The organism is Luteolibacter sp., from assembly GCF_039920825.1.
GTDB lineage: Bacteria > Verrucomicrobiota > Verrucomicrobiia > Verrucomicrobiales > Akkermansiaceae > Luteolibacter.
On the sequence record NZ_JBDSCX010000048.1, the window covers coordinates 1 to 25,871 of the forward strand.

At 58.3% G+C, this 25,871-nt stretch carries 30 protein-coding genes; 12 read left to right on the forward strand and 18 right to left on the reverse strand.

The features are described from left to right. The first annotated feature begins 159 nt into the window (after positions 1-159). On the forward strand, positions 160-897 hold the full coding sequence (locus ABIQ96_RS15530; protein ID WP_348215529.1) for an SUMF1/EgtB/PvdO family nonheme iron enzyme: 738 nt from the start codon (positions 160-162) through the stop codon (positions 895-897). Between the two features lie 307 nt (positions 898-1,204). Here the strand turns inward: ABIQ96_RS15530 and ABIQ96_RS15535 are convergent, their stop codons facing one another. The 7 genes from ABIQ96_RS15535 to ptsP form a co-directional block, all read right to left on the reverse strand. Beyond that, positions 1,205-1,630 carry a hypothetical protein gene (locus ABIQ96_RS15535; protein ID WP_348215530.1) on the reverse strand — a complete coding sequence of 142 codons (426 nt, stop codon included), beginning with the start codon at positions 1,628-1,630 and terminating at the stop codon, positions 1,205-1,207. A gap of 4 nt (positions 1,631-1,634) precedes the next feature. Beyond that, entirely contained in the window at positions 1,635-1,943 is a 309-nt protein-coding gene (locus ABIQ96_RS15540) for a type II toxin-antitoxin system HigB family toxin (protein ID WP_348215531.1), read from the reverse strand. 281 nt (positions 1,944-2,224) lie between these two features. Further along, positions 2,225-2,794 carry an NAD(P)H-dependent oxidoreductase gene (locus tag ABIQ96_RS15545; protein ID WP_348215532.1) on the reverse strand — a complete coding sequence of 190 codons (570 nt, stop codon included), beginning with the start codon at positions 2,792-2,794 and terminating at the stop codon, positions 2,225-2,227. Between the two features lie 5 nt (positions 2,795-2,799). Then, positions 2,800-3,867, reverse strand: coding sequence for an alkene reductase (locus ABIQ96_RS15550; RefSeq protein WP_348215533.1), 1,068 nt, complete (start codon positions 3,865-3,867; stop codon positions 2,800-2,802). 17 nt (positions 3,868-3,884) lie between these two features. Further along, positions 3,885-4,508: a YceI family protein gene (locus ABIQ96_RS15555; protein WP_348215534.1), complete on the reverse strand. Its 624-nt coding sequence runs from the start codon at positions 4,506-4,508 to the stop codon at positions 3,885-3,887. A gap of 44 nt (positions 4,509-4,552) precedes the next feature. Then, entirely contained in the window at positions 4,553-5,269 is a 717-nt protein-coding gene (locus ABIQ96_RS15560; RefSeq protein WP_348215535.1) for a pirin family protein, read from the reverse strand. Between the two features lie 82 nt (positions 5,270-5,351). After that, positions 5,352-7,118: a phosphoenolpyruvate--protein phosphotransferase gene (gene ptsP / locus ABIQ96_RS15565; RefSeq protein ID WP_348215536.1), complete on the reverse strand. Its 1,767-nt coding sequence runs from the start codon at positions 7,116-7,118 to the stop codon at positions 5,352-5,354. A 154-nt stretch (positions 7,119-7,272) separates the two neighbouring features. Here ptsP and ABIQ96_RS15570 point away from each other — a divergent pair, with 154 nt between their 5' ends. Further along, on the forward strand, positions 7,273-7,785 hold the full coding sequence (locus tag ABIQ96_RS15570; RefSeq protein ID WP_348215537.1) for a peroxiredoxin: 513 nt from the start codon (positions 7,273-7,275) through the stop codon (positions 7,783-7,785). 28 nt (positions 7,786-7,813) lie between these two features. On the opposite strand, the gene ABIQ96_RS15575 is transcribed toward ABIQ96_RS15570, so the two are convergent. The 3 genes from ABIQ96_RS15575 to ABIQ96_RS15585 form a co-directional block, all read right to left on the reverse strand. Beyond that, positions 7,814-9,022, reverse strand: a complete 1,209-nt coding sequence (locus ABIQ96_RS15575; RefSeq protein WP_348215538.1) for a hypothetical protein — start codon at positions 9,020-9,022, stop codon at positions 7,814-7,816. Positions 9,023-9,047: 25 nt separating this feature from the next. Then, the gene (locus ABIQ96_RS15580; RefSeq protein WP_348215539.1) at positions 9,048-10,691 is read right to left on the reverse strand and encodes a hypothetical protein; all 1,644 of its coding nucleotides are present in this window, start codon (positions 10,689-10,691) and stop codon (positions 9,048-9,050) included. A 63-nt stretch (positions 10,692-10,754) separates the two neighbouring features. After that, entirely contained in the window at positions 10,755-12,659 is a 1,905-nt protein-coding gene (locus ABIQ96_RS15585; RefSeq protein WP_348215540.1) for a glycosyltransferase, read from the reverse strand. A gap of 167 nt (positions 12,660-12,826) precedes the next feature. Between ABIQ96_RS15585 and ABIQ96_RS15590 the strand changes: the two genes are divergently transcribed. Then, positions 12,827-13,360, forward strand: a complete 534-nt coding sequence (locus tag ABIQ96_RS15590; RefSeq protein ID WP_348215541.1) for a TPM domain-containing protein — start codon at positions 12,827-12,829, stop codon at positions 13,358-13,360. Between the two features lie 141 nt (positions 13,361-13,501). On the opposite strand, the gene ABIQ96_RS15595 is transcribed toward ABIQ96_RS15590, so the two are convergent. Beyond that, positions 13,502-14,482 (reverse strand): hypothetical protein, encoded by a 981-nt coding sequence (locus tag ABIQ96_RS15595; protein ID WP_348215542.1) that lies wholly within the window; start codon positions 14,480-14,482, stop codon positions 13,502-13,504. 170 nt (positions 14,483-14,652) lie between these two features. On the opposite strand from ABIQ96_RS15595, the gene ABIQ96_RS15600 reads away from it, so the two are divergent. Then, positions 14,653-15,348: a hypothetical protein gene (locus ABIQ96_RS15600; RefSeq protein ID WP_348215543.1), complete on the forward strand. Its 696-nt coding sequence runs from the start codon at positions 14,653-14,655 to the stop codon at positions 15,346-15,348. A gap of 124 nt (positions 15,349-15,472) precedes the next feature. Here ABIQ96_RS15600 and ABIQ96_RS15605 read toward each other — a convergent pair whose 3' ends face one another. The 6 genes from ABIQ96_RS15605 to ABIQ96_RS15630 all read right to left on the reverse strand — a co-directional run bounded on the left by ABIQ96_RS15605 (position 15,473) and on the right by ABIQ96_RS15630 (position 18,286). Continuing rightward, complete coding sequence (locus ABIQ96_RS15605) at positions 15,473-15,994, reverse strand: hypothetical protein (protein WP_348215544.1); 522 nt, start codon at positions 15,992-15,994, stop codon at positions 15,473-15,475. 97 nt (positions 15,995-16,091) lie between these two features. After that, positions 16,092-16,511 (reverse strand): hypothetical protein, encoded by a 420-nt coding sequence (locus ABIQ96_RS15610; RefSeq protein WP_348215545.1) that lies wholly within the window; start codon positions 16,509-16,511, stop codon positions 16,092-16,094. Between the two features lie 33 nt (positions 16,512-16,544). Next, entirely contained in the window at positions 16,545-16,889 is a 345-nt protein-coding gene (locus ABIQ96_RS15615; protein WP_348215546.1) for a VOC family protein, read from the reverse strand. Positions 16,890-17,009: 120 nt separating this feature from the next. Beyond that, positions 17,010-17,435, reverse strand: a complete 426-nt coding sequence (locus ABIQ96_RS15620) for an MOSC domain-containing protein (protein WP_348215547.1) — start codon at positions 17,433-17,435, stop codon at positions 17,010-17,012. Between the two features lie 268 nt (positions 17,436-17,703). After that, the gene (locus ABIQ96_RS15625) at positions 17,704-18,099 is read right to left on the reverse strand and encodes a hypothetical protein (RefSeq protein ID WP_348215548.1); all 396 of its coding nucleotides are present in this window, start codon (positions 18,097-18,099) and stop codon (positions 17,704-17,706) included. A gap of 46 nt (positions 18,100-18,145) precedes the next feature. Further along, the gene (locus ABIQ96_RS15630) at positions 18,146-18,286 is read right to left on the reverse strand and encodes a hypothetical protein (protein WP_348215549.1); all 141 of its coding nucleotides are present in this window, start codon (positions 18,284-18,286) and stop codon (positions 18,146-18,148) included. Between the two features lie 242 nt (positions 18,287-18,528). Here ABIQ96_RS15630 and hisI point away from each other — a divergent pair, with 242 nt between their 5' ends. From hisI to ABIQ96_RS15655, 5 genes are all read left to right on the forward strand, one after another. Beyond that, positions 18,529-18,987 (forward strand): phosphoribosyl-AMP cyclohydrolase, encoded by a 459-nt coding sequence (gene hisI, locus ABIQ96_RS15635; RefSeq protein WP_348215550.1) that lies wholly within the window; start codon positions 18,529-18,531, stop codon positions 18,985-18,987. A gap of 122 nt (positions 18,988-19,109) precedes the next feature. Then, positions 19,110-19,454 (forward strand): 50S ribosomal protein L19, encoded by a 345-nt coding sequence (gene rplS / locus ABIQ96_RS15640; protein ID WP_348215551.1) that lies wholly within the window; start codon positions 19,110-19,112, stop codon positions 19,452-19,454. A gap of 118 nt (positions 19,455-19,572) precedes the next feature. Further along, on the forward strand, positions 19,573-20,499 hold the full coding sequence (locus ABIQ96_RS15645; protein ID WP_348215552.1) for a hypothetical protein: 927 nt from the start codon (positions 19,573-19,575) through the stop codon (positions 20,497-20,499). 77 nt (positions 20,500-20,576) lie between these two features. Then, positions 20,577-21,323, forward strand: coding sequence for a YdjY domain-containing protein (locus ABIQ96_RS15650; RefSeq protein ID WP_348215553.1), 747 nt, complete (start codon positions 20,577-20,579; stop codon positions 21,321-21,323). Further along, positions 21,320-22,465, forward strand: a complete 1,146-nt coding sequence (locus ABIQ96_RS15655; protein WP_348215554.1) for a prenyltransferase/squalene oxidase repeat-containing protein — start codon at positions 21,320-21,322, stop codon at positions 22,463-22,465. Before ABIQ96_RS15650 ends, ABIQ96_RS15655 begins: the two co-directional genes overlap by 4 nt. A 101-nt stretch (positions 22,466-22,566) precedes the next feature. Here ABIQ96_RS15655 and ABIQ96_RS15660 read toward each other — a convergent pair whose 3' ends face one another. Further along, the gene (locus ABIQ96_RS15660; RefSeq protein WP_348215555.1) at positions 22,567-23,016 is read right to left on the reverse strand and encodes a CBS domain-containing protein; all 450 of its coding nucleotides are present in this window, start codon (positions 23,014-23,016) and stop codon (positions 22,567-22,569) included. A 125-nt stretch (positions 23,017-23,141) separates the two neighbouring features. Here ABIQ96_RS15660 and ABIQ96_RS15665 point away from each other — a divergent pair, with 125 nt between their 5' ends. The 3 genes from ABIQ96_RS15665 to nusA all read left to right on the forward strand — a co-directional run bounded on the left by ABIQ96_RS15665 (position 23,142) and on the right by nusA (position 25,858). Next, a complete protein-coding gene (locus tag ABIQ96_RS15665) occupies positions 23,142-23,954 on the forward strand; it encodes a thymidylate synthase (RefSeq protein ID WP_348215556.1) in 813 nt (270 codons plus the stop codon). Positions 23,955-23,957: 3 nt separating this feature from the next. Continuing rightward, positions 23,958-24,458, forward strand: coding sequence for a dihydrofolate reductase (locus ABIQ96_RS15670; protein ID WP_348215557.1), 501 nt, complete (start codon positions 23,958-23,960; stop codon positions 24,456-24,458). A 113-nt stretch (positions 24,459-24,571) separates the two neighbouring features. After that, complete coding sequence (nusA, locus tag ABIQ96_RS15675; RefSeq protein WP_348215558.1) at positions 24,572-25,858, forward strand: transcription termination factor NusA; 1,287 nt, start codon at positions 24,572-24,574, stop codon at positions 25,856-25,858. Positions 25,859-25,871 lie beyond the last annotated feature (13 nt).

Genomic DNA, 25,871 nt, shown 5'->3' on the forward strand with positions numbered 1-25,871 from the left:
CCGGCCACAAATCTGCGTAGGAAATCCGGTGAGGAAGGGTTGGTTTGAGGTCACACGAGAAGCAACCTGATCACCGGATTTCCGACCACTCCTTTCGCCGAAATCTCGCTTAAGTCAGTGCCATTCACCACTGACCCTTACAATCTCTATAACCCGAACATGGGCAGTAATGCCAGTATCGCGGGCATCAGCCGCAACGGCAGCGCCGGCAACTACACTTACTCGGTGATCGGCAGTGGTGACCGGCCAATCACCTACGTGAGCTGGTTCGACGCTGCACGTTTTTGTAACTGGCTGCAGAACGGACAAGGTGCGGGTAGCACGGAGACGGGCGCGTATAATCTCAATGGCGCGTCCAGCGGGATCTTCACCGTCCAGGAGGGAATTACCGTAAGGCTACCATCTGAAAGCGAATGGTATAAAGCGGCCAGTTACGATGCAACAATGAACGCCGGTGGGGGCGGCTACTGGGTGTATGCCACCCAGAGCAATACAATGACGAGCAATGATATGACCGTGGCAGGTGCAGCGAACCTCTACTGGGGAAACATAAATACCGCGAAAAGTGCGCAAGTGCAAAATGGTCTCCCGTCAGCTTTGAGCGATGTAGGAGCCTACGGTGCTGATTCAGAGAGTTATTATGGAACGAACGATCAGAGCGGGAACGTCTGGGAGTTGATCGACACTATTAACTCAAATTCATACCGAGGCATTCGGGGCGGCGCTTGGCTGTATACAGACCCGGGACCTATTGGCACAGACTCTAGCGGTCTGGCTGTACCTACGGACGAATCACTGGATTTAGGGTTCCGAGTCGTCTATGGCATTCCTGAACCAACTACCCTTCTTCTGACGATGCTTGCAAGCGGTGCGATGTTGATACGCCGGAGACGTTAAACCGGATTGCATGACAGAGACTGCGCCGGGGGCAGTCCCGACTAACAAGCGTGGAGTGACGCCGTCGAACCGCTCCCTGGAAGCTACATCGACAGGGTCAGTCGATGTAGGGTCTCGATAATCGAGCACAAGCATTGAACAAGGTCTGAGGCTGGTTGCCGCCACGAGTCTTTTCCGGTGACGCGGAATGGCATTCACCGCGCCTGGCAAAGGAGGATTTTCACCATGGCAGCCTGGATGGATTTCTTGGCAAGTTGTGGGCCGTGATGGGATTGGAGATTGCGTTTCCACGGCCTCCCTGAACGGCCTAGATCAAGAGGGAAGCTTCGAGATTGAGTGCCTCTGCGGTTTTCCTAACGTGGTCGGTGTTGAACTTGCGCTCGCCACGGAGAAGTCGGGAGGCGGTGGAGCGGTCGATGCCGATGAGTTTGCCCCACCCGGTGGCGGTCATGCCGATGTTTTCAAGATGGGCGGCGAGGAACTCATGCGGTGGCATTGATTCCGGCGCTTCGTAATTCGCGGATTCATAGGCTGCGGCAAGCTCGGCGAGGGTTTCGAGGTAGTCGGCTTGATCGGCGGTCAACGGGTGACCTGCCATGAGGTCGATGATCCCGGTGACGGCATCGAGTTCGATTTCATCATGCAGCGTCCGTGGCAGGTGCAGGCGGCAGAGGGCTTCGTAGGTTTTCGGCAACTTGGCGAAACCGGGCAGGGTTGGCTTGGTGGCGTTCATCGGCTTAGAGGTCGTTTTTCCAGCGGTCTTTGCTGTAATCGGCGTGGGTGAGGATTTTCAGGATGAAGATGCTGCGGGTGTTGTAATGGATGGCGGTGATGAGGCGGTGGTGGTTCCCCGCGATGTTGAAGATGGTGACGGTCTTGGAACTGCCGACGGTGGCTAGGTCCGCATGAGGGAGGACTTTACGGACGTCGGCGATGGATTGCCACTTGGCGGCGGTAGCCACGGAGATCCATGCACTGAGGTTGGCGGCGGCGTTCGGGTGCTGCTTGGCATAGTCGAGGATGCGGCGCTTGGTGATGATCCTCATTCAAATCTGTTGTCAAATTAGCAACATGGATTCAAGCCGTCAAGGCGCGAGTTCATGCAATGAGATTGCTACGAGACCAAGGGCGGAAAAGTTGGCTGGAGCCGTCTCGCCCGGAGGCAGGATGTGCGAGGCGAGACGCCTCGGCAACGGTCTGGCGCGAGACGCGCCAGCCACTTTTAGGCGCCCGGCTGAGACAGCCGGGACACATTCTCTCAGGTTGCGATTTGCCGGAGGATCGCTGCCGGGCTCCGCGGGCCGATGACCGAAACACCGCCTTTCGGTTAGGACATCTTTGCAACGAGTGCCGCGGCAAGCGCCTTGACGGCGTCGGCCTGCGCGGCATCCGCCAGATTTCCATCGGCGTCAAATGCTTCGTAGGCTTTCGGAATCGAAACCTGGTCGGCCAACACGGAGATTCCGATGTTTTCCAAAAACGGCCGGAGCTGCGTAAGGCTGCGGGCTCCACCGTAACCGCCGGGCGAGGCCGAGAGGATTGCCGCGCTCTTGCCTTTCAAAACGGAAAGTGGCGGTTCATCCGGAGCGGTCGCACGGGAGACCCAATCGATCGCGTTCTTGAGGGCGGCGGTGATGGTGCTGTTATACTCGGGCGAGGCGATGATGAGACCGTCGTTTTCAGAGAACAATCCCTTCAACCGCGAAGCAGTTTCGGGCATGCCCTCTTCTTTTTCGAGATCTTCATCGAACAGCGGCATGCGGAAATCCCGCAGGGCGATGAGCGTCACTTCCGCTCCGGCGGCACGGGCCGCGTTGGCGGCGATGGTGGCGAGTTTCTGGTTGTAGGATTCGGCGCGGAGGCTGCCGCCGAAGACGAGGATGCGTGGCTTTTTCATGATAGTTAGATGGAAGCGGTTTCGAGGGACGGATAGTCAGTGTAGCCTATCGGGCCGTCACCGTAAAAGGTGGAAGGCTCGGGCGCGTTGAGCGGCGCTCCGGTGCGGAAGCGCTCGACGAGGTCAGGGTTGGCAATGGCGGATTTTCCGAAGGCGACGGCATCGGCTTTTCCGGACCGGATCGCCTCCCGGGCGCTTTCGGCGGTGAAACTTTCGTTGGCGATGTAAACGCCGCCGAAGGCTTGCTTGAGCGATGGTCCGAGCGCCGGCTTGTCATAGGATTCGCGAGCGCAGAGGAAGGCAATTTTCCGCTTTCCGAGTTCCTGCGCGGCGTAGTGGAAGACCGAAGAAATGTCGGAGTCGCCGACATCGTGGGCATCGCCACGCGGAGCGAGATGAACGCCGACGCGATCCGCGCCCCAGACGGAGACGACGGCATCGGTGACTTCCAGCAGGAACCGCGCGCGGTTTTCGATCGGCCCGCCGTATTCGTCGGTGCGTTTGTTGGACGAGTCCTGGAGGAACTGGTCGATGAGATAACCGTTCGCTCCGTGGATTTCCACTCCGTCGAATCCGGCGGCTTTCGCGTTCTCGGCAGCACGGCGGTAGTCTTCGACGATTCCAGGAATTTCCGAAATATCCAAGGCGCGCGGTGTGACGAAATCCTTGAGAGGACGCACAAGGCTGACATGCCCGGCAGGAGCGATGGCGCTGGGTGCGACGGGAAGATCGCCATTAAGATAGACGGGATCGGAAATCCGCCCGACGTGCCAGAGCTGGAGAAGAATTTGCCCCCCGGCCTTGTGGACGGCGCTGGTGACGAGTTTCCAGCCCTCGACCTGCTCGTCGGACCAGATGCCCGGGGTGTTAGGATAACCGACGCCCTGCGGTGTGATGGAGGTGGCCTCCGTGAGGATCATGCCGAAGGAACTGCGCTGGACGTAGTATTCGGCCATCATCGCATTCGGCACGCGCCCTTCCGAAGCCCTACACCGGGTGAGCGGAGCCATGACCATGCGGTTAGGGAAGGTGAACGCCCCGGCGTGGAGCGGTTGAAAAAGTGGATCTGACATGATTTTGTTAGTGAAATTCAGGCTTCCGGTTTGGCTTCGAGCTTGAGTTCGATGACCACCTGATCACGGATCAGGTCATCCGCCATGCCAGCATAGACGATGCCGAAATCCTTGCGATTGATGTCGAACTTCGCATCGATCTTCACCGTGTCCCCGGTCTGGCTGACCGTGGTCGGAAAGCTGATGTTCTTGGTCTGGCCGTGAAGCGTGAAGTTGCCGGAAACCGTGTAGGTGGTGTCCGAATCCTTCTTGAAACCGGTCACGTCAAAGGTCGCTTCAGGAAATTTTTCGACGTCGAAAAAATCCGGACTCTTGAGATGGCCGGTGAGTTTCTCTGAATCCGCGAATGCTGATTTCATGTCGATGACGACCTTGTGATCGTTTCCAACAGGAGCTCCGTCCTTGAGGGTGAAATAACCGGTGAAACTTTTGAAGCCGCCGGGATGGCTTTTGGTGACCTTCGAGCCGATGAAGTTCACCTGCGACGCCGGAGTGAAAACATACTTGGTGCCGCTTTCATTGCTCGCGGTTTTCTCAACGGCGCCGGACACTTTGGCGTCGGTGGTTTTGTCAGCCGGATTTTCGCAAGAAACGAATGCGAGCGGGGCGGCGACGGCGAATGCAAGGTATTTGGTTTTCATGATTTTGATTTGTTGGAATTGAGAATGTTGGAAGTTACTCGGATTTATTTGAGGTCAAAGAGAATCGCCTCGGATGCTTCATCTGTAGCGGTGATTTCGATTTCGCCCGGTTCTTCAAGGGATAGCGCGTCACCTGCCGCAAGCGTGATGCCGTTGACGATCACCGCTCCTTTGGCAACGTGGAGCCATAGGCCACGGTCCGTGACGAGTTCGTGTTGGGTTTTGGTTCCAGGCTGGAGCTTCAACAGATAGATCGAGGCGTCTTGGGCGATGGTGGCCGATCCTTCACGACCATCTTTTGAAATCACGAGAGTCTTGATTTCACTCTCACGACCCACTGCTGGAGTCCACTCGGTGTAGGCCGGAGTGAGGCCGCGGGTATCGGGAGTGATCCAGATTTGCAACAGATGCGCGGGTTCCGTGGCTGAAGGATTGAATTCGGAGTGCAGGACTCCGGAGCCCGCACGCATCAACTGGATCTCGCCGGGCTTGAGGACGCGGCTGTTTCCCATGGAATCCTTGTGGGCCAGTTTGCCGGCAAGAAGGTAGGAGAAGATTTCCATGTCGCGATGAGGATGTGTCGGGAAACCTCCGCCACCGGCGACCCGGTCGTCATTGATCACCCGCAACGAGCGGAATCCCATGTGGGCGGGGTCGTAATAATCGGCGAAAGAGAACGTGTGCCAGCTGTCGAGCCAGCCGTGATCCGCATGGCCGCGCTCATCGGCACGGCGGACATTCAGTTTGAGGTTCGTGGTCATGCCGCCATCATAACGGAATCCGGCCGGGCGCATAATGCGATTTCGTCAGTCTCAGCATGCACGCGGGAACATCCTCGGCAGATCAGTCTAACAATTCCGCGTAGTGCCTGTGGGCGAGTTCCAGTGAGAGATCGAGGATTCCCTGGCTGCGGGAGCAGCGGAGGGCTTCGTCCGACATGGCGGCGCACTCGGCATGGCTCAGCGACCGGATCGCCTGGCCCACCCGCGGGACTTGCTGAGGTCCAACGGAAAGTTCTTCCACGCCCATCCCCAGAAGCAGCGGTGTCAGGCGGATATCGCCAGCCATTTCACCGCAGATCCCGGTCCAGATGCCGTTGTCCCGCCCGGCATCGATGGTGCGTTTGATCAAACGGATGACAGCAGGGTGAGTCGGCCGATAGAGATCGGCGACATGAGGGTTTACGCGGTCGGCGGCCACCGTGTATTGGATCAAGTCGTTGGTGCCGATGGAGAAAAAGTCCACTTCGGGAGCGAGCAAATCCGCACAGATCGCCGCCGCAGGCACCTCGATCATGATTCCGATAGGCAGGCTGCGATCGAAGGGCACTCCCTCGCTTTCCAATTCATCCATGCAGCGGCGGACCATATCCTTGCTGCGCCAAACCTCGGAAAGTCCGGAAATCATCGGGAACATGATGGCGACTTTGCCATAAGCACTGGCTCTGAGAACCGCGCGGATCTGTTCACGAAACATCGCCGGACGCGCCAAGGAAACACGGATCCCCCGCCAACCGAGGAAGGGGTTCGGCTCGGGGTCGGTTAGAGGTTCCACGGGCAGCTTGTCACCACCGGCATCCAGCGTCCGGATGATGACGGTGTGCGGCGCCATTTCCGTAGCGACCTTGGAATAAACCTCTGCCTGGCGTTTTTCGTCCGGCATTTCCTCGCCATTGAGCAGGAGAAACTCCGTCCGATAGAGACCAATGCCTTTCGCTCCGCTGCGTTTCACCGGCGGCAGTTCATCGACGATCTCGATGTTGGCCGAAACCTTGAGCGCGCGTCCATCGGTGGTCTCGGTAGCGGCACCGCTCATCGCGTCCAGCGAGCTGCGCACCCGCTCCTTGGCGAGAGTCAGGTTCCGGTAGCGTTCCAGCGTTTCCGGCGAGGGAAACAAAATCAATTTTCCGGTGTAGCCGTCGAGAATGGAAGGCGTCAGCGCGATGATGTCGATGACCGCGCCGTCGAGCCCCACCACCGCGGGAATGCCGAAAGCGCGGGCGAGAATCGCAGTGTGGGAGTTTACGCTGCCCTGCTCGGTCGCGAAACCTAACACATGCCGCCGATTCATCGAGGCGGCATCGGAAGGAGCGAGATCGTAAGCCACAAGGACATGCTGATCCTCCGGCCCCATGATCCGGACATCCCCTTCCGTGGTAAAATTCCTCAAAACCCGCTGGGCGACGTCCTCGATGTCCGCCGTGCGCTCCCGCAGGTAGGGATCCGGAATCCGGCGCATCGCTTCGAGGAAATTCTGCATCACCGCGTAGTAGGCATACTCGGCATTCTGCAAACGCCGGGGAATCGCCTGAAGCACGCGTTCCACTACGGACCGATCCTCGAGGATCATGACGTGCGCCTCGAAGATCCCGCTCTCGTTGTCGCCCGAAAGATCCTCAAGCCGGCTCTGCAACTCGATCAACTGCCGTTTGGTGATTTCCAAAGCCTGCTTGAACCGCAGTTGCTCGCGTTCGACGTCCTCCTCCTTGATTTCATAAATCTCAGGGGCCGAGAATCCGCGGGCGATCACGTGAACCGGGGCGATGGCGATACCGGGAGAGGCTGGGATTCCCTCGTAGATGATTTCGTTCTCAGATCCGGTTTTCGGCATGGACTGGCGACACCATGACGGCATCCGGGGGATGGGTTCAAGACACAATTTCCCTCTCGGGCGGGACGTTCAGCCTGCTCTTCGGAGCTGCAAAATCCCGTAAAACCGCGGAACGGGGATTGTTATTTTGAAATTGCGTGCAACTTTCGTCCCGATGAAAAGTATCACCCAAATCCTGACCGCCGTCACCGCGGGCGTTTTCGCCACCAACGCGTCCGCCGAAGCCCTCGCCATCGGCGCGGCGATCCCGTCCGTGGAACAGAAAAACCAGGACGATCAGCTCGTGAAACTGGCTGAGGCCGGAGCCAAAGGATACACACTGGTTTACTTTTACCCCAAAGCCGACACCCCGGGTTGCACCAAACAGGCATGCAGCCTCCGCGACTCCTACGCGCTTCTTACCGACAAAGGCGTCAAAATTTTCGGCGTGAGCTTGGACAACGTCGCCGCCCAAAAGGCCTTCAAGGACAAATACAAACTCCCCTTCGACCTGCTCGCCGACACCGATGCCAAAGTCGTCGATGCCTTCGGAGTTCCAAAAGCCATGGGCTTCGCCAAACGCCAGGCGTTTCTTTTCAAGGATGCCAAACTCGTCTGGAGCGACATGAGCGCCGCGACCGAGAAACAGGCGGAAGACGTTCTGAAATTCCTCGCCGCGCAGAAATAGCGCTGGCGGCGAGGAATCCAACACACCTTCAGACCGAAACAGGGACAGCCTTTTCGCGCCTTGTGAAATGGCTGCGCCACTCGACTTTCGCGGTGAGCGCCATCAGCAAGGCCAACGTCGCCACTCCGCACACCGTGAGTGTGATGCCCGTCAAGCCGTCGAAGAAAAACGACGCGCTGAACAAAACCAGATAGGCGAGCTGCGCGGGCAGGGCGACCTTGAACAAGGCGTTTCCTCCCACAGCCCGGAGGTAGCCGCAGACCAGGATCAGCGACGTGACGGTTGCAATCGCAAAACTCGGATAGATCGGCACCAGATCCACCAAATAGGCAAATAACAGGTGAAACGCGAAGAAACCCGCTGAAACGAAAAACACGTGCATCGGATGCAAAGGCACTCCCTTGAGACCGCCAACTAACAACACCACCGTCACGAAAAACACCAGTGACACCGGAGCAAAAAACGCGATCCGCGCGGCCACCGGCCCGGCATTCAACAATTTCGGCATGTCCATCCCGATCGACGGCACCGCCAGCACGTCCGGGTAGTTCCATGTCAGGTCCCAGCCTTTGCCATCGGTTTTCCGGTTCACGTCCTTGGGCGAACCGGTTCCCACCGGGAAGTTGATCTCGGTAAAATCGGTCCGCATCCTGAGGACGAATCCGGAGATCCGGCGCTTGTCGGGAAAGCCGTAAACCCAGCTGCCGGTTCCTCTCGTCTGATAGGCGGCATGCAACGTGGTCCGGCCGGATGCCGGCAGAACCACCGCCCGCGTCGCCGCGCCCGAAGATCCCGGGCGAAATGGCTCCGCCTCCTTTTCATCATCCAACCGGAACTCAAAACCTTCCAGGTTCTCAGCCCCGGCAGGCAGTGGAAACGAAACGTAAACCGTCTGCGGAATGCGGGTTGGATTGACGAACACATACTCCGCCTTGAAATCCACGTCATAGGTCCGGTGACGGAACAAGCCGCGTTGTTTGGGAACGAACTTCAAATCCACGCGCACATCGGATGAAGCAGGCAACAAAGCCGCGCGGCCGCCCGGGGCGTTGGGTGTCTCGAACCAGGCTTCAGGATGCTTCTGTTCCAAAGCGGGATTCCATACACCCGCCACTTCCTGCGACATGGTTTCCGAGGACTCCCGCGTCCGTTGTGACAGGGCGGTGGCGAGGATGAACCACGCCAGGGTCGTGCAGCCGACAATCGCCACCGAGGCGATCAAATGGATGATTTTCATGAAAAGATGATGTTAGGTTTGATTTTCAATTCTTGAGATTCGAGCGCTGATAGAAAACGTTCGTCACCGGCCGCTCGTCGCGGCACAGGTTTTTCTTCAGCGTCATGCGCGATGGAGGATCGCCGGGCTCGGCCGCGCGGATCAAATTACCGCTGGTTTCCGCCTGATAGCCGCTTGGCAGATCGACCTTCCAGGCAAGCGCACGGATGAACAAAGGCGTTTTCGGCAACGCCAGTTCGAGAGTCCCCTCCACCGGATCGATTGCAGCGGCACGTCCTGTGAAGGAACAGGAAATGCCAGTCTTCTGCGCGGCGGCGGGCAGACTGATTTCAAGTTTCCCGTCCCCCAGATTCCCCGGTGTCACCGGTCGCCCGCCGACATTGCACGACAGAAGCGTCATCCCCGGCGGCACATCGAGGATCACGCCCAGCATGCCACGATGCTCCAGATTCATCTCGCCTTCCACTAACATCGCCCCGTCGGGCTCCAGTTTGGTCAGCCACAAGGCATTGGTGATGGTGGCCTCGGCGGTGGCCACGACGGGCAGCGGATTCACCGTGAGTTCCGCGGAAGCCGCAGCTTCCAACTGATAGCAGGACGCACCGTTGAGTTCCTCAGCAAACCGGGATGGCAAACCCTTGGGAGGAAACGGCCCCGCCAAACCATCCGCCGCATAGGACAACTCCGGCGATCCGACTACGATGAACCGCGTGCGGGTCGAATTCTCTCCCGGACCGGACGGCGATTGAAGTTTCCAACTCCGGTCCAGCGGACGGAGTGGAAGCTGATAGGAAACGGCGATTTCACGCTCCAGCAGGCCACGGGTTTTCCAGTCGATCTGAAGACCCAGCGACCGGTCCGCGCCGCGAACGAGTTTTTGGCCCGCTAGATCATCGCCCGTCGCTTTCACCTCGCGCGCATCCGCAGGCAGCGTGAGAAGCGCCGAAACTCCCGAGCCGCCGGAAGCCGAAGCGCTGGCCAATACATGATAGACGATTTCCCCGTCTCCCGGAATGACCAGGGCCTGATGTTGCCACGTCCACACCGACGGTTCCGGCGGCCGCAGCGCCTCGCGGGTTTCTTCGCCGCCAAGCATCCGGATTTCAAGATCTCCGCCGGCGAGCGGCAGGGCGACCAGCCGATTCGATCCTAACACCTGTTCCCGGCCGTCGATTTTCACGGCGACCGACCACCCTTCTCCAAGATCTCCCGTCTCGAAAATCGAAGCCGGAGAAGGAGGCACCACCAGCACCGCGCAGTCCGCTCCGAACACCGGCAGCAACTTCATCTCGAGGATTTGCGCTCCGGCTTTCTCCAAGGCCTGACAGAGCATTCCGTCCTGAACAACAACCCGGGCGTCCTGCGGTTGTTGGCTTTCGACCGTGACATTGCCGCCGACCAAGGGAACCTTCGCCAGTCCATCGGCGAATGTCGCGGTCCGGAACGTGGCATCCAGAAGCGGCTTGCCCGCGATAACTGATAGATGAAATCGCGCCGACAGGAGCGCGGGATCCGGCTTCGGATTATCGACCGGACGGTTAGCTCCGTTGATCAGGGATTTCAATTCCCCGTAGGGTAATCTGACTTCCGCCTGATCCAACGTCGGCCCTGCCAGAGCCAGATTGGATAGCAATGCGGAGACCGCGAGCAGCTTGTTGAATTCGGACATGCACCACCCATCCTCCCCACTCGTGAAACCCTGATGAAGGATTCATGAAATGCCGGTGGAGAATCAAATCGAGCGGACGAACTTGAGGAACTCCTCGTAGCGCACCAGTTCCATCCGACCGTCGTGATGCTCGATGATGGCTGTCAGGCTTTCCACCCAATCGCCGGAATTCAGATAGTGGATGTCCCCCACCCGCTTGTCCTCGGGCGTGTGGATGTGACCGCAAATGATGCCGTCGCATTTCTTGTGGCGGGCGAGGTCCTGCAGGAGTTCCTCGTAACGGTCAACGAAGCTAACAGCGGACTTAACCTTTGCCTTCACGCTCTTGCTGAGGGAGAAATATTCCTTTCCACGCCACGATCTCCAGAGGTTGTAAACGCGGTTCACCTTGAGCAGGAAATCGTAGCCGACCGCGCCGAGCGAGGCGAGCCACTTGTGATTCGTGGAAACGCTGTCGAACCCGTCGCCGTGGACCACGAAGTAGCGCCTGCCCTCTACTGTTGTGTGGATGTGCTCTTTGGTGAACTTGATTTTACCGAAGGCAAGCGGCAGGAAACGTTCGAGGATTTCATCGTGATTTCCCCGCAGATAGATCACGTCGGTGTCGTCGCGTTCCGTCATCTTGAGAAACTTGCGGATCACTCGGCTGTGACGTCCGCTCCATTTTCCGCCGCGCCGCAGCGCCCAGCCGTCGATGATGTCGCCGTTGAGAACCAGCTTCTGGCAGCGCAGGTGTTTCAGGAAATCCACCACCTCGTTCGCCTTGCTGTCGGGCGTCCCCAGATGAATATCTGATAGAAAAACCGTGCGACAGTCATACTTCGGCCGCTTCGAGGATTTCACCGGCGGCGGATCGGCTTCGGGTTCGATTCCCGCGATGGACTCCAGTCGGGATTCGAAATCTCCCACCACCTGTTCCCAGCCCAACACCTCGGCGACTCCGCGGGCCGACCGGCGCAACGGATGATCCGGACGAAATGAAAGCGCGGAGACAGCTTGTTTCAAGAATTCCGCGGCATCTCCCTTAGTCGCTTTCAGGCCATTTTCCCCGGACCGCAGATGGAGCGCGGCGGCGGCGTAGTCGTATGCCACCGTCGCCAGGCCACTCGCCATCGACTCTAACACCACATTGCCAAACGTTTCCGTCTCGCTGGGAAAAATCATCACGTCAGCCGACGCGTAGTGCGTTGCCAGATCCTCACCGTGGCGGGTGCCGGCGAAGCGGACCCAGCGGTGTTTCTCCGCCAGTTTTTCCTTCAGCGGCCCGTCGCCGACGACCACGCACTTCACGTCAGGCACGGCCTCGCGCATCCGTTCGAACGCGACCATCGCCAGCTCGAAATTCTTTTCCGCCGCCACCCGGCCGACGATCACCACGACCGGAGAACCCGGCGTCGCGCCCCACTCGGCGCGAAGCGTCTCACAGCGTTTCGCGGGATGATAGAGTGCCGTATCCACCCCGCGGCCGAGGAGATGGACGTTGGTGAAACCTTCGGCTAACAATTTGTCCGCGACATCCTTCGACGGCGTCAGCGTGCAGTTGGCCCGCTGGTGGAAATTCCGCAGATAGGCCATGGCCACCGGTTGCAGGCCGCCCATCCGGTATTGCTCCATGTATTGGTGAAAATTCGTGTGAAACCCGCTGGCCACCGGAATGCCCAGCGCGTTGGCCGCCTTGAGCGCGGATTTACCTAACGGACTTTCGGTGGCGACATAGATCGCATCCGGACGTTTCTTCATCCACCGCGCCCGCAGCTTGAACGGCTCCGGCAGGCCGACCCGCACTTCCTTGTAGCCGGGTAGCGGCACCGAAGCAGAACAGGTCTCGCCCGGTCCGGCCACCTCACCGGTGTGGATCACGTGGACGCGGTGGCCCCGCGCTTTCAAGCCATCGGTCAAGCGTCCCAAAGTCATGGCCACCCCGTTCACATCCGGGGCGAAGGTATCCGTCACGATGTCGATTTTCATGAGTGGGTGAAAGTCTGAACGTTCAACCCAACCCATCATATCCCACCATCTTCGACAGGTTGCATTCAGTGGCGATTTCGTCACATCCCGAGATTTTCGCTTCGTGCGGACGGCGGCGGGTGCTTACCCTCCGGCAGTTCATGCGGTGCCCCTTTTGCCAAACCCCTTTGAAAGCCGATGCCGCCGAGTGCGCGGCTTGTCGCCTGACTTTTCCCCGCACCAGCGCCCTGCTGGGATCGATGCCGCGGTTGGCTCCAGTGGTCGCGGACACCACGCGGCAGTTGTCCGCTGCCGATCAAGTGAAAATGAAAAAGCGGATCGCTCAAATCCAGCGGCGTTTTCCTGATCTGGTCCTGCAAGTGGTGGTGAATTCGTTTCCCGAGGACCATCCGTTTTCGATGCACGTATTCTGGCTCTTCAATGCCGGAAATTTCGCCGGCGACAGCCAGCGCGGAAAGGACAACCACGCCCTGCTCGTCGTGCTTGATCCGGCGCGCGGCGAAGCGGCGATCATGCCCGGCTACGGCCTCGAGCCGTTCTTAAAAACCGAGGCGCTCGATCACCTGCTGGAACTCGCCGGCCCGGCATGGGAAAACAGCCGGTGGGCGGATGGGATTTTCCAGGTGCTCGACGGACTGGACCAATTGTTGGAATCCATCGCCGTCCCGGATGAAGCCGGAGAGTCGAAGGGGGATTTCTAACTGCCATTCTGGACTGCGGTGGCAGAGCGCAGCGCCGACACCGCTTTGGATTCTTCCAGGGCTGCCGGACGGATGAAGACGGTGGTGGCCGGTTCATCCAAAGCGGTGTGGCGCTATCGCTTCCCACCGCAGTCCATAGGCCTAACCGAACGCTTTCAGAAAACCAACCTCGATGGCGAGCGGCTCGAAGGCATTCGTCTCTAACGTCCGACGCAGCGCGTCGAGCGCTTCCATGCGCTTGAGGAGTTTGCTTTCCGGTTCCGCTTCGGCAATACCGCGCAAGGCCGGTGCGGATTCGGGGAAATCCAGGCCGCTGCTGTTCACTTTCATGCGGAGTAGATCGGCCATCCACGCCATAAGGACGTCGAAGAGCCGGTTGCGGGCATCGAGATATTCCGCTTCGGCAGCGGCCTTGTGGAAATCCTCGCGCTCCTTGAGCCACTTGCCATCCGTACCGTCTCGATAAGCGGCAACTTCCTCTTTCTCGGCAGCCTTGGCGGCGGCATCCGCTTCCTCGCGGAAATCCGATAGAAACGAGGCGAACGCCGCCTTCAAATGCAGCGCGGCGACCGGCGTGCCGAAGCCACGCGCGGCTGCGGCATTCAGCGCGGCGACCAATTCCGCTCCACCATCCGCCAGCAGCGCCCGTCCGCCTAACAAAGGCAGGCGGACACAGCGCGAAAGGATTGTCGGAAGCAGGCGCTGTGGATTCGCGGTAAGAAGAAGTAACAAAGTGTTCTGCGGCGGTTCTTCGAGGGTTTTCAAAAACGCGTTCGCCGCCTGGTCGTTCATGCGGTCCGCCTCGGTAATGACGCCGACCTTGCAAGCTCCGCCCGGCGCTGCGAGGTGGAGCGTTTGTTCGAGATCACGGATTTCATCCACTCCGATGCGCCGGGATTTCATGCGCGGTCGGACGATGCGGATCCAGCCGCTTTCCAGCTCATCCAGCGGCGGCGTTTCCACCACCACCGGCTCGCCGAAGAGGTCGAAGCCGCCGGACGCAGCGCCGCCATTCACCATTTGGATCATGCGTGCCGCCAGGTTTTCCTTCCCACTGCCGTGCGCCCCGCTGATGAGGAAAGCGTGCGCCAGCCTCTTCCGCTCGTGCGCTGAGGAAATCAATTCGAATGCCCGGTCTGCCAAATACGCCATGCGGGGCCATCGTCTCCGCTATGTCATCGGGCGCAATCCGAAATCCGTGTCTCGAACTTTAACTGCAAATTTTCCGCACTTCCCCCCTGGCATTTTCGCGCTGGAATTTCACCGCCCGGCCAGCTATCCTGCTGCGCAACTTGGATGAAACAAACCGACTACCTCTCCCGAATCGCGACCGCCCGCTCTACGAAGTCATCCAGGACTTCGGAAGACGCTTACGCCCAGGTGGACCGGATGGCGAAATCGACGAATGGTCCGTTTACGACGAAAGCTTCCGCCGCCTCGTCGCATGGACAGGCGAAACCGGCCGATTCTTCGAAGGACTCCAAGCGCTGAAAGAAGGCGGGCGCGAGCACGATCTGACCTACGACCCAGCCACCGCCTCCTGGCTGAAGTTCACCAAACCCGCCCACGCCGGCTACGTGGTTTCGTTTGAATTCGGTGCACCCACCTTGGAACCAGCGCTTCCATTGGAATACCTCGAACGACTGCTTTTGCAGAACGAGATCTTCAACGACCAAGTAACCTTTGTTGGAATCGGCGGGCAGCGAGTGCGACCCACGATCATCACCCGCCAAGCCGACATTCCCGGAGAGCCCGCGGATCATTCTGAAATCATCCACCTGATGACCCGGGAATTGGGATTTGAACTTCTGCCTGCTCGGCATTCCGTCGGCTACCAAGACTCACTGGCCTTCGTCCGTGACGGAATCGCGGTATTCGACCTCCGACCCGCCAACGTCGTTAGAACCCCGGACGGGGTCATCGTGCCCATCGACTCCATTCCCGTCCGCTTGAATGAAAAAGAGGAAAATGTCCTCCGCAACGGCTGATCTGGATTTATCTCAACTGGAATCGGATTGCCCGCCATATTCCCGTAACGCATCCAACAGCGACGACAGAACCGTTTTGCGGAGAGACTCTTGAATTTTTGGCGTCCAGTGCCAGTCAGCTCCTTCAAGGTCCCTCAATCAACGAGACGATCACCGTCAATCCTCCGCCCTCGCCGATGCACCACGCATCGGCTACGCCGTGGATGTCGCCGATGGCGTAATAGAATCGTGGCAAATCCACCAACGATTGGACCGGGGAGCCGTTAACGACGTGCGCCGAACTCCTATTCAAATCAAACTGACCTTTGATGACCGCATCGTGTGAAGCAAGCGCCTCACTGACAGCCAGCCTGAACCGTTTGGCAAACTTCTCCTGCTCCTCACCGGGCAGAGTGGCGTGCGCGACCATCCGGCGTGCGATGCGTGTGGCACGGCCCAAGGAGGGAAAGGGCTCGTAAACCTTGTCTTCGAGGACCTCCCAGTCGGTCCCTCCCGCATTTGTCGCAACGTCAGCGAAAGAAAACCCGCGAAGCAAAGCGGTGCCCTTCGGCTGGACGGAGCGTTCCAGCCATTCAAATAAAACCAATGCGACGACAACTCCGATCAGGAGTCCGAGCAACAGCGGCCAAATCCAGTTTCGTTTCATAGAGCATGGGGGCGACGACGCCTAACATTCCGAGAGCATCCGCGGAGGGGTGAAAGTCCGATTTCGCGGCGACTAGTTCATCAGGGACGGAGACTTTTTAAACTCTTTTATTTCTATTCCCGGCCGGGATCAGGAATACCCCTAAAGGAAGCAGCAAAACCATACCGATGCTCCATGCGCCAATGATCGAAATCCGGCCGTCGCCAAGTGTGTTCGCGATGGTGACTAGAATCCACATCAAGAGCATCCAAATTCCAAAGCACAGGCCATAGCATTTGAGGAATAGGCCGATTCGTCCGTCAATCGACTGCGGGAGAAGCCGCCCGACGAACGCGGGCGCAAAAGTTAGAAGAGCACTCAGAGCTGAAAAAACAAGAATCGCCGCGGCGCGGGGAAGAGAATCATCGGCAACGCCTGCCGCATTGAAATGCGAAAAAACTTCCGGCGGAAGCAGCGCGAAGCCAAGTAGCGGAATCAATCCCACAAGGGCGAATTTCATCTTGTTCACGGTCGTCATGGTGATCTCCGAAAATAGCGCTCCCGGACCGAGTCACAGGTGGCGATAGAAGGTAAGTCCGTTGCCATCAGGGTCGTAAAAGGAGAATTCACGGGTGCCCCAAGGAGTGTTGGCCAGATGGGTGCGATCGTGGAATATGGCCAGTGCCTCGAATTCGGCGAAGAGCGCGTCCGGATCATCGACCACGAAGCGCAATCGAGTGGTTTGCATTTCATGTTCATATTGAAACTGCATGTGAATCTCGACGTTGTCGCGTCGAAAGCCCGCGTAGTTGTTATCGTGATTGAAGAGGAGCCTGAAACCGAGCAAATCGGTGTAAAATGCGACTCCTTTGGCGAAATCGCGTGTGCCCAGGATTGGTTGGATTTGAAGTAGCATGACTGATGAGAATTAGCAGGCCGAATGTCAAAAGTGACGGCACAGAACTCACGGAGCAAAGCGAACGAGGGAGCTTGTCCGAAATCGCCACCCACGACTTTTTCGGTTTGGAGGTTGAAGTCACAGAAGCAATGCGGTGGAAAGAGTTACTGGATCACCGACACTCACAAAGCCATCACTTAATACTTGCGCGTAGATACCTCCCGAATGAGCGAGGCCACTAACAACATCCGGAATCCCAATAAGCTTGGCAAGGTGCTGACACGGAGGACAGGAACGAATCCCAAGAAGCGAAACAGGACCAATAGAAAAGGGACAGCCAATGAGGTCTGAAAGCCTGACTCCCTCCGTGATAATGTTCCGCCGGGTTAGGCCCGGGTGAAGATCAATACCGGACAAGCGGAGAAAACTCCATAGTGACTCAATTTCAATCAGGGTCACGTCGCGAATGCCTTTGGATTTCGAATACGAGCCTAAACCACTGGCATAGCGGTCTTCAGCCAGTCCTTTGCCTGTAATAGCTTGCGCGGTCGAAACGAACTTCATTGGGGCGTCTCGCTTAGAGCCGACATAAATTTCTCTCACTCGTCCTTGAAAATTCATGATCTTCCGTTTTAACCGAACAGCATATCCTACCTCGCCCGGACGATATCGGTTCTGGTTAGTCGAGGCAAGCGTGCGGGAAAGCCGCTTTGGAGAGTTTGCGAGTGAGCAGCTACGATTGCGGTCCGGGTTCGTGGATGGAACCGAATGGGGGAAGGTCGGAATAGGCCTGAAATTACGAAAAAGGATCCTTCACAAGACCCGCAACAGGCTATTTGTCGCTCGATTCAAGATCCGCGATGGAACGCAGGTCGTATTCCATGCGACGCCGGACGCTGCGATGGAGACGCATCAGGAAACCAACCATCATAGCTCCGGTGACGATGACGCCTCCGCTCAGGAAGATGACCCGGTGCTTGAGCGATTCGGTGCGGGCGGTGCGCAGGTCGATGACCTTCAACAGGCCGAGATTTATTTCCCTCTGCTTGGCCGTGTCTTCGGTGGAAGTGATGCGTGCGGCAAGACTGTCGCCGGAATCGACCGGCTGTTTTCCCGCCGGGTAAATCGAATAGACCAGCGTGGCGGCATTGAGCATCCACAAGGCGGTGAGAATGATGCACCACCGGATGAGGTGGGTCGGGCTGCCGGATTCATCGGAGGATTTCATGGAGCGGTTTGGCCAAGGCGTTGGGGATGCGGACTGAAGTCCTGGACTACTTTATTTCGGCGACCATTGGTCCATCCAGCGGATCTTGGGTTTGCCGGATTTGTTGAAGCCAGATGTAGCGGGAGTCCGCGAGGCTCAAGAGGCCTAGTCCGAGGAGGGCGAAACGGCGGGTGATGGGTTTGCTCATGGGAAAACGGGTAGCGGGCCGGGAAACAGGCGACAAGGGGTTTTGCTACTGTAAAAAGGGGGGAAGAGTTTACCGCAAAGGCGCAAAGGTCGCGAAGGGACGCAAAGTTTGGATGGGGTAAATCTCAAAATCCAATCTTCCTTTGCGATCCTCAGCGCATTTGCGGTCCATCTGAATCCCGGTTTTCCTGCGGACCATAATGCGGACTGGACAGCTTGCGGGGGCCGTTTCACGTTCCGCGCATGGATACGCAAAACGTGTTTGCCCCGCGGGGCGGGAAAGCGGAGATCGAGGAGGGTGCGGATTTCGCCCCGAAATTCGACGCGGACGGCCTGATCCCGGCGATGGCGATGGATGCGACGACGAAGGAGCCGCTGATGCTGGCCTACATGAACGAGGAATCGCTGCGGCGAACTTTGGAAATCGGCGAGGCGGTTTACTGGTCGCGGTCGCGCAAGGAATTCTGGCACAAGGGCGCGACTTCCGGACACATCCAGAAGGTGGTGGAGATCCGGACGGATTGCGATCAGGACGCGCTGGTGCTGATGGTCGAGCAAATCGGCGCGGGTGCCTGCCACACCGGCCGGAACTCGTGTTTTTACCGTAAAGTCGTGGCTGGAACGGCCGGAGAAACGGCGAAATTGGAGCAGACAGGCGGCGGAAAGTCGTTCGATCCGGCGGCAGTTTACGGGAAACACTGAATTTCGATCAATTTCGCGGTTGCAATTGTGAAATTGAACCGCTAGCTCTCCCGCCCCGCGCGTCAGGGCACACCGCACAGACACCGCTGGCAGCACATTCATTTTCCGCGAAGGAGGACCCCATGCATATCATTAAGAAGATCGAGTCAGAGCAATTGAAACAGGATGTCACCGAGTTCAACGTCGGCGACACCGTGAAGGTCCATTGCCGGGTGGTTGAAGGTGGCAAAGAGCGTATCCAGATCTTCGCTGGCATCGTTCTCGCTCGTGGCGGTTCCGGTGTGAACGCCGCATTCACCGTTCGCAAGATTTCCTACGGCGAAGGCGTGGAGCGCGTTTTCCCGCTGCACACTCCCCGTATCGCGAAGATCGAAGTGACCAACAAGGGCAAGGTCCGCCGCGCCAAGTTGCACTACCTCCGCGAACGCGTTGGCAAGCGCGCCCTCCTTGTGAAGAGCGCCAACTGATCTCCAACAGATCATTTCCTCAAGCCACCCCGCCCGGTTTCCGAGCGGGGTGTTTTGTTTTTGCGCGGTCGCGTGATTTCCGCTTTCCGGCGGCGGGAGTCCGCGCCACGTTGCGCGCGTGCGCGTGCCGATTCCACTGGTGATCCTGTTCGTCCTAGCCGTTGTCGGCGGGACGTGGTGGAAAAACACGCGGCACATGGATTTCATGACGCCGCCGTCCGATACGAAGCTGGCGGAAATCCGGCAGAAGGTCGAAGGGTCGTTTCCTCATGCGAATCAGGTAAAGGACCCGGTTCCCGAAGTGGCCGCCCCTCCCCCACCGCCTCCGCCGCCAGAACCGCCGAAACCCACCGTGGATCTCGGCGACCTGACCCAGCCGCTCATTTTACAAAACTACGGAGACATCACGCCACAAGGCGCGGACCATCTAATCGAACTGGCGAAGGCGCTGGCGGACAAGGGTGAGTTCCAACGTTCCCTGCTGGCATGGGAGCGCGTCATCGATCTAACGAAACCGGACGCGGGCCAGGCGGCCGCCGCCATCGCGGCCATCAAACAACTGCGTCCGACGTTGCCGGATTGGAATTTGAAACCCGAGACGGCGATCCAAATCCAGTTGCAGGCAAGCACCGGAAAAAAGCTGGCGAAAACCCTCACCCCGATCCTCGAAAGCGTCGCCCGCGATCTGGAGCGGGCGTCTTCCGGAATCGTGAAAATCAAAACCTCCGTCACCGCCGGAAAAACCAACACTGCCAACAAAGGACCGGTGCCCGTGGCGCTGTGGCTGAACGGAACCGGGAAAAAGGCCCCGTCCACCGAGGTGCTGTCGTTCACCGTGGCTTCGCCTGACAAGCTCAAGGACGAGATTTCAAAAACCGTCTTCCTGCTGATCCGCACCTACCTGACCAAGTCCACCGCCTACACGCCGCCGGCGGAATTGGGAGCTGGTGAAAACCCGATGGAGGCGTTGAGTTTCCGCATCACCCGGCTGAGCTGGAGCGAATTCGCCACCTCGCTGCAGGTTCCCCCGAAAAAGGGCGGATAATTTCGAATTTTGGCCTAATTTTCCCAAATCCCCGAACGTTTCAGACGATCCTCGGCAACCCTTCAACCTGTCCCGCCATGTTTCCCCGCCTTTTGGTATTTAGTTTCGCGCTCGCAGCCATGGCCGTGGCGGAGGAAGATGCCCCGGTTGAAAAACCAGCCCCGGTGGAGCCCGTGAAGCCGTCGGTGAAACAACTCGATGAGACGAACTTTCAAATCGGCGAGGTCACCTTCGACAAGAAATCCCGCGAAATCCGTTTCCCGACGAAGGTCAATATGATCGAGGGTCAGTTGGAATACCTGATCGTCCACGAAAACGGGAAGGTCCATGAGTCGCTGTTGTCCACGACGATCTCCCCCACCCATCTCAATCTCGCTTTCACTCTGCTGCGTTATCCGCCATCCCGAGAACTCTACACCGTGGGGGAAAACGATGAAGGCAAGCCCGCCAAATTGCCGGATGTCCCCGCCGAGGTGAAAGCCGGAGCCCGCGTCAACATCGATGTTGAATGGATGGACAATGGCAAGGTGCGCCGCATCCCGGTCAACGAGTGGATCCAGCACGGCGTGAAAGAGACCGCGATGCCCGCCGGACCGTGGGTTTACGGTGGTTCCAGTTTCGGCGAAGGGAAATATTTTCCCGAAACGACGGGCGACGTCGCAGCCATTTTCCTCTCGAACGCCGCGATCCTCAATTATCCGGGCGACGACCGCGACAACGACGACGTTTGGACCCCGTTTCCGAAACGAGTCCCTGCGGAAGGAACCAATGTCACCGTCATCATCGCTCCCTTTCAAAAGACAAAACCTCCGACAAAACCATGAAACTCCTGTCCACATTGATCATCCTCGGCACGGCCATCGCCAGCGCCGACCCGAGTCCGAGCTACGAGTCACTCAAACAAGAAATGCGCCAGGCGATCGCCCGCGGCAACGCATGGCTGAAGACCCAGCAGAAACCCGGCGGCAATTGGGATGACGAAGGCGTTCCCGCCTTCACCGCGCTGGCTCTAACCGCCGCGACACGCGATCCGAATTTCGACCGCAAGGCCGCGTTTCCCGAACATGTCGAAAAGGGCTACACATGGCTGCTTGCCCAACAGAAAGAAGACGGCGGCATCTACAACCGCGGGCTTTCCGTTTATAACACCGCCAATTCCGTGACCGCGCTCGTCTCCGCCGGACGCGAAGGCTACGAAGGTGCCATCGTCAAGGCGCGCAAGCACCTCATCGACAACCAGTGGGACATCGACAAGAAAAAGGAAACCGACAACGTCAACGACGGTGGAGTCGGTTACGGTTCGCACAACGACCACACCGACATGTCGAACACCTGGATGGCCATCGAGGCGCTCGCGCTTTCCAAGAAGGTGATCGAAGACGGCAAGCACGGCGACCAGCCGGATCTCGACTGGGATGCGGCCGTCACTTTCCTTTCACGCCAGCAGAACCTTGAGGAAACCAACGACCAAGGCTGGGCATCCAATGATCCGAAAAACAAAGGCGGATTCATTTACGGACCTAACGAATCCAAGGCCGGCGAAGACAAGCTTCCTAACGGCCGCACGGCACTCCGCTCCTACGGTTCGATGTCATACGCCGGATTGCTTTCGTTCATTTACGCCAAGGTCAGCGCGACCGACCCGCGCGTGGTGGCGGTGAAGGAATGGCTGGGGAAAAACTATACCACTGCGGAGAATCCGGGCATGGGTGATCAAGGGTTGTATTACTACTATCAGACCATGTCCAAAGCGCTCAGTGTCGCGAACATCAGCCGCCTCAAGCTCGAGAACGGCCAGGAGGTCGATTGGCGCAAGGAGCTTGGTGAAAAACTCCTCGCCACCCAACGCGGCGACGGTTCGTGGATCAACGAAAACGGCCGCTGGATGGAATCCAACCCCGTGCTGGTGACCGCCTACACCGTGCTTTCGCTAGAGCAGGTTTACGACTCGATCCCGGAGAAGTGATTCTCCGTGGCGGTGCCACCTATTGGAAAGTGTCCCGGCTGTCTCAGCCGGTTCTCCAAGCTCCCGGCTGAGACAGCCGGGACACTTTATTCTAACATCGCTCAACCGGGATAATCCCCGGAGATGTAGCCTTGCAGTTGCTCGATGGTGTGGCGTTGGGATTGCATCACCCAGCTGACGAGGTCACCCATCGAGATAAGTCCGACGAGTCGTCCGTCATCGACGACAGGCAGGTGGCGGATCCGGTTGCCGGTCATGAGTTGCATGCATTTCTCGATGCCATCCTTGCTGCGGACAGTGATCGCCGGACGTGAAATGATTTCACCCACCTTGGTGTCGCGGGAAGTGCGCCCTTGCAGCACCACCTTGCGGCTGTAGTCGCGTTCCGAAAGGACGCCGACCACCTCGTTCTGGTCCATCGCAACAAGCGCGCCGATGTTTCTCTCGCCCATCAGGCGAATGGCGTCATAGACCGATCCGTCGAGGCCGGTGGTCAGGATTTCACCGCCCTTGTTGTGTAGGATATCGTATACAGTTCCGTGAATTTCCATGAGTTTTCTCCTTTTGAAGTTCTACGACACTGCCTGATCAAAAACGGCGCGTCAAGGACTCAGGCGAAATGAAAATCGAGGCAATATGACTTGCTGAAGGATGCGCCCGATGGCTTGATCAAGGGGTGAAGGCTTATCTGGATTTGATGCGGGATGTCATGGAAAACGGCGAGAAGCGCGCCGACCGCACTGGCACCGGGACGATCTCGGTTTTCGGCCGCCAAACGCGCTACGACCTGCGCAAGGGCTTCCCCTGCATGACGACGAAAAAGCTGCATCTGCGCTCGATCATTCACGAACTTCTTTGGTTTCTCCGTGGGGAAACGAACACGCGTTATCTGAAGGAAAACGGAGTGACGATCTGGGACGAATGGGAGGATGCCGAAGGCGAGCTTGGCCCGGTTTATGGCAAGCAATGGCGCTCCTGGCCGACACCGGAAGGACGCACGATCGACCAGATCCACCTGCTGATCGATGGGCTGTTAGGTGATCCGCATTCGCGGCGGCACATCGTCTCCGCCTGGAATGTGGGCCAGATCCATCAGATGGCGCTGCCTCCCTGCCATTTGCTGTTTCAATTTTACGTCCACGATGCTCCCGACAGCGGAAGACCCGGACTTTCGTGCCAACTCTATCAGCGGAGTGCGGATTTGTTCCTCGGCGTGCCTTTCAACATCGCCTCCTACGCGCTGCTGACAAAAATGGTCGCCCACGTCTGCGGCTACGAGGCCCGGGATTTCGTCCACACCTTCGGAGACGTTCATCTTTACTCGAATCATCTGGAGCAAACGGAGCTCCAGCTCGGCCGCGAGCCGCGCGCGCTGCCGACCCTGTGGCTGAATCCGTTAGTGAAGGATATCGACGCCTTCACCATCGACGACATCCGTTTGGAAAATTACGACCCGCATCCGCACATCAAGGCTCCGGTGGCCATTTGAATCATGGGACTGCATTTGACAGCGGTGGTCGCCATGACGCCGGACCGGGTGATTGGAAAAGCAGGAAGCCTGCCGTGGCATTTGCCGGAGGACCTCGCGTTTTTCAAACGGACGACGTCCGGCCACCCGATCGTGATGGGGCGCAAAACCTACGAATCGATCGGGCGCCCGCTGCCGAAACGCCGGAACATCGTGTTGACCCGCGACGAAAATTGGTCGGCGGAGGGAGTCGAGGTGATTCACCGGCCGGACGAGCTCGGGAAATTGCCGGATCTCGATGGACAGGTATTCATCATCGGCGGGTCGGAAATCTACGCGGCGTTTCTTCCGGAATTGGACGATTTGCTGGTGAGCCATGTTTTCGAAAATTACGACGGCGACACGCGTTTGGCGGAATTTGAAATCGGGTTTCCTCAGTCGCAAATTTTGGAATCCCATGCGGATTTCGAGGTGAGACGGCATTTCCGCGCGCCCTGCCACGACCGAGTTTCGGCTTGCAAGTGAAATCCCGCCGCCCTAAAAGCTGCCCGCACAGCTTCTGACGAAAGAAAGGAGTGGGTCTCGCACCCACTCTTTTGCGTCTCCAGACATCAGCAGCACTGCAGCCACCGCCCGCCATGACCAACGATATCGTCGCCCTCATCGAGTATTACGAAAAAGAAAAAGGAATCGACCGCGAGAAGGTCGTTGCCGCGCTCGAGTTCGCCTTTATTTCCGCTTATCGCAAGATGGTTCCTGGTGCCGACGCGATCGAAACGTTGCGTGCTTCAGTAGATACGAAAAAGGGCGAAACAAAGATTTATGCGTCTCTCACGGTCGTCGCGGACGAGGAATATTCCGATAAATTCAACGAAGTTCCCCTCTCCACCGCCGTTAAGAAAAACGCCGAAGTCCAGGTCGGTGATCCTCTTGAGTTCAACGTCACGCCGAAGGATTTCGGCCGCATCGCCGTGCAGACCGCGAAGCAGACGATGATGCAGCGCCTCCGCCAGGCGGAGAAGGAAATGATTTACGAGGAGTTCAAGGATCGCGCTGGCGACGTGGTTTCCGGAACCGTCCGCCGCTTCGAGCGCAACGACGTGATGATCGACCTCGGGAAATTCGAAGGCATCATGCCGAACCGCGAACGCGTGCAGGGCGAAGACTACAACATCGGCGACCGCATCCGCGCTTATGTTCTCGCTGTTGAAAATGAAGGCCGTGGACCGGAAATCATTCTTTCCCGCAGCCACCCGAACTTCGTCCGTCGCTTGTTCGAAGCCGAAGTGAACGAAATTTCCGACCGCACCGTGGAAATCCGCGGCATCGCCCGTGAAGCCGGATTCCGCACGAAAGTCGCCGTCTGGAGCAGCGATCCGAAGGTTGATCCCGTCGGTGCCTGCGTCGGCATGCGCGGTGCCCGCGTCAAAAACATCGTCCGCGAACTCAACAACGAGAAGGTCGATATCATCCGCTGGAGCGAGGATCCGAAAGAATTTGTCCGTGAGGCGCTCAAGCCCGCCGAACTCCGCTCAATCACCGTCGATGAGGAAAACAAGACGGTCCACGTGACTGTTGACGAAATCGATCTCAGCAAGGCCATCGGCCGCAAGGGCCAAAACGCCCGCCTTTCCTCACGCCTGATGGGCTGGGACGTCCAGGTCCGCCGCGACGAATCCAAGGAAGAACAATTCAAGGAAAAGATCGGCGGTGCCGCCCACACTCTCGGCGAACAACTCGGCATCACCGACGAACTCGCCAGCAAGCTTACCCTCGCCGGTGGTTTCAATCCCGAGATGGTCATCGACATGCCAGCCGACTACATTGCCGCCGCATTGGAGATCACCGAGGAAGCCGCCGAGGCGATCCTCGTTCGTGCCCAAGGCATCGTCAGCGGCACCGCGGCCGCCACTTCCAACGACTAATTTCCCCACCTTT

Excerpts from the sequence above, each read along its gene's own strand:
- ABIQ96_RS15530 (WP_348215529.1), top strand. The coding sequence starts at position 160 with ATGGGCAGTAATGCCAGTATCGCGGGCATCAGCCGCAACGGCAGCGCC.
- ABIQ96_RS15535 (WP_348215530.1), bottom strand. The coding sequence starts at position 1,630 with ATGAACGCCACCAAGCCAACCCTGCCCGGTTTCGCCAAGTTGCCGAAA.
- ABIQ96_RS15540 (WP_348215531.1), bottom strand. The coding sequence starts at position 1,943 with ATGAGGATCATCACCAAGCGCCGCATCCTCGACTATGCCAAGCAGCAC.
- ABIQ96_RS15545 (WP_348215532.1), bottom strand. The coding sequence starts at position 2,794 with ATGAAAAAGCCACGCATCCTCGTCTTCGGCGGCAGCCTCCGCGCCGAA.
- ABIQ96_RS15550 (WP_348215533.1), bottom strand. The coding sequence starts at position 3,867 with ATGTCAGATCCACTTTTTCAACCGCTCCACGCCGGGGCGTTCACCTTC.
- ABIQ96_RS15555 (WP_348215534.1), bottom strand. The coding sequence starts at position 4,508 with ATGAAAACCAAATACCTTGCATTCGCCGTCGCCGCCCCGCTCGCATTC.
- ABIQ96_RS15560 (WP_348215535.1), bottom strand. The coding sequence starts at position 5,269 with ATGACCACGAACCTCAAACTGAATGTCCGCCGTGCCGATGAGCGCGGC.
- ptsP (WP_348215536.1), bottom strand. The coding sequence starts at position 7,118 with ATGCCGAAAACCGGATCTGAGAACGAAATCATCTACGAGGGAATCCCA.
- ABIQ96_RS15570 (WP_348215537.1), top strand. The coding sequence starts at position 7,273 with ATGAAAAGTATCACCCAAATCCTGACCGCCGTCACCGCGGGCGTTTTC.
- ABIQ96_RS15575 (WP_348215538.1), bottom strand. The coding sequence starts at position 9,022 with ATGAAAATCATCCATTTGATCGCCTCGGTGGCGATTGTCGGCTGCACG.
- ABIQ96_RS15580 (WP_348215539.1), bottom strand. The coding sequence starts at position 10,691 with ATGTCCGAATTCAACAAGCTGCTCGCGGTCTCCGCATTGCTATCCAAT.
- ABIQ96_RS15585 (WP_348215540.1), bottom strand. The coding sequence starts at position 12,659 with ATGAAAATCGACATCGTGACGGATACCTTCGCCCCGGATGTGAACGGG.
- ABIQ96_RS15605 (WP_348215544.1), bottom strand. The coding sequence starts at position 15,994 with ATGAAACGAAACTGGATTTGGCCGCTGTTGCTCGGACTCCTGATCGGA.
- ABIQ96_RS15610 (WP_348215545.1), bottom strand. The coding sequence starts at position 16,511 with ATGACGACCGTGAACAAGATGAAATTCGCCCTTGTGGGATTGATTCCG.
- ABIQ96_RS15615 (WP_348215546.1), bottom strand. The coding sequence starts at position 16,889 with ATGCTACTTCAAATCCAACCAATCCTGGGCACACGCGATTTCGCCAAA.
- ABIQ96_RS15620 (WP_348215547.1), bottom strand. The coding sequence starts at position 17,435 with ATGAAGTTCGTTTCGACCGCGCAAGCTATTACAGGCAAAGGACTGGCT.
- ABIQ96_RS15625 (WP_348215548.1), bottom strand. The coding sequence starts at position 18,099 with ATGAAATCCTCCGATGAATCCGGCAGCCCGACCCACCTCATCCGGTGG.
- ABIQ96_RS15630 (WP_348215549.1), bottom strand. The coding sequence starts at position 18,286 with ATGAGCAAACCCATCACCCGCCGTTTCGCCCTCCTCGGACTAGGCCTC.
- hisI (WP_348215550.1), top strand. The coding sequence starts at position 18,529 with ATGGATACGCAAAACGTGTTTGCCCCGCGGGGCGGGAAAGCGGAGATC.
- rplS (WP_348215551.1), top strand. The coding sequence starts at position 19,110 with ATGCATATCATTAAGAAGATCGAGTCAGAGCAATTGAAACAGGATGTC.
- ABIQ96_RS15650 (WP_348215553.1), top strand. The coding sequence starts at position 20,577 with ATGTTTCCCCGCCTTTTGGTATTTAGTTTCGCGCTCGCAGCCATGGCC.
- ABIQ96_RS15655 (WP_348215554.1), top strand. The coding sequence starts at position 21,320 with ATGAAACTCCTGTCCACATTGATCATCCTCGGCACGGCCATCGCCAGC.
- ABIQ96_RS15660 (WP_348215555.1), bottom strand. The coding sequence starts at position 23,016 with ATGGAAATTCACGGAACTGTATACGATATCCTACACAACAAGGGCGGT.
- ABIQ96_RS15670 (WP_348215557.1), top strand. The coding sequence starts at position 23,958 with ATGGGACTGCATTTGACAGCGGTGGTCGCCATGACGCCGGACCGGGTG.
- nusA (WP_348215558.1), top strand. The coding sequence starts at position 24,572 with ATGACCAACGATATCGTCGCCCTCATCGAGTATTACGAAAAAGAAAAA.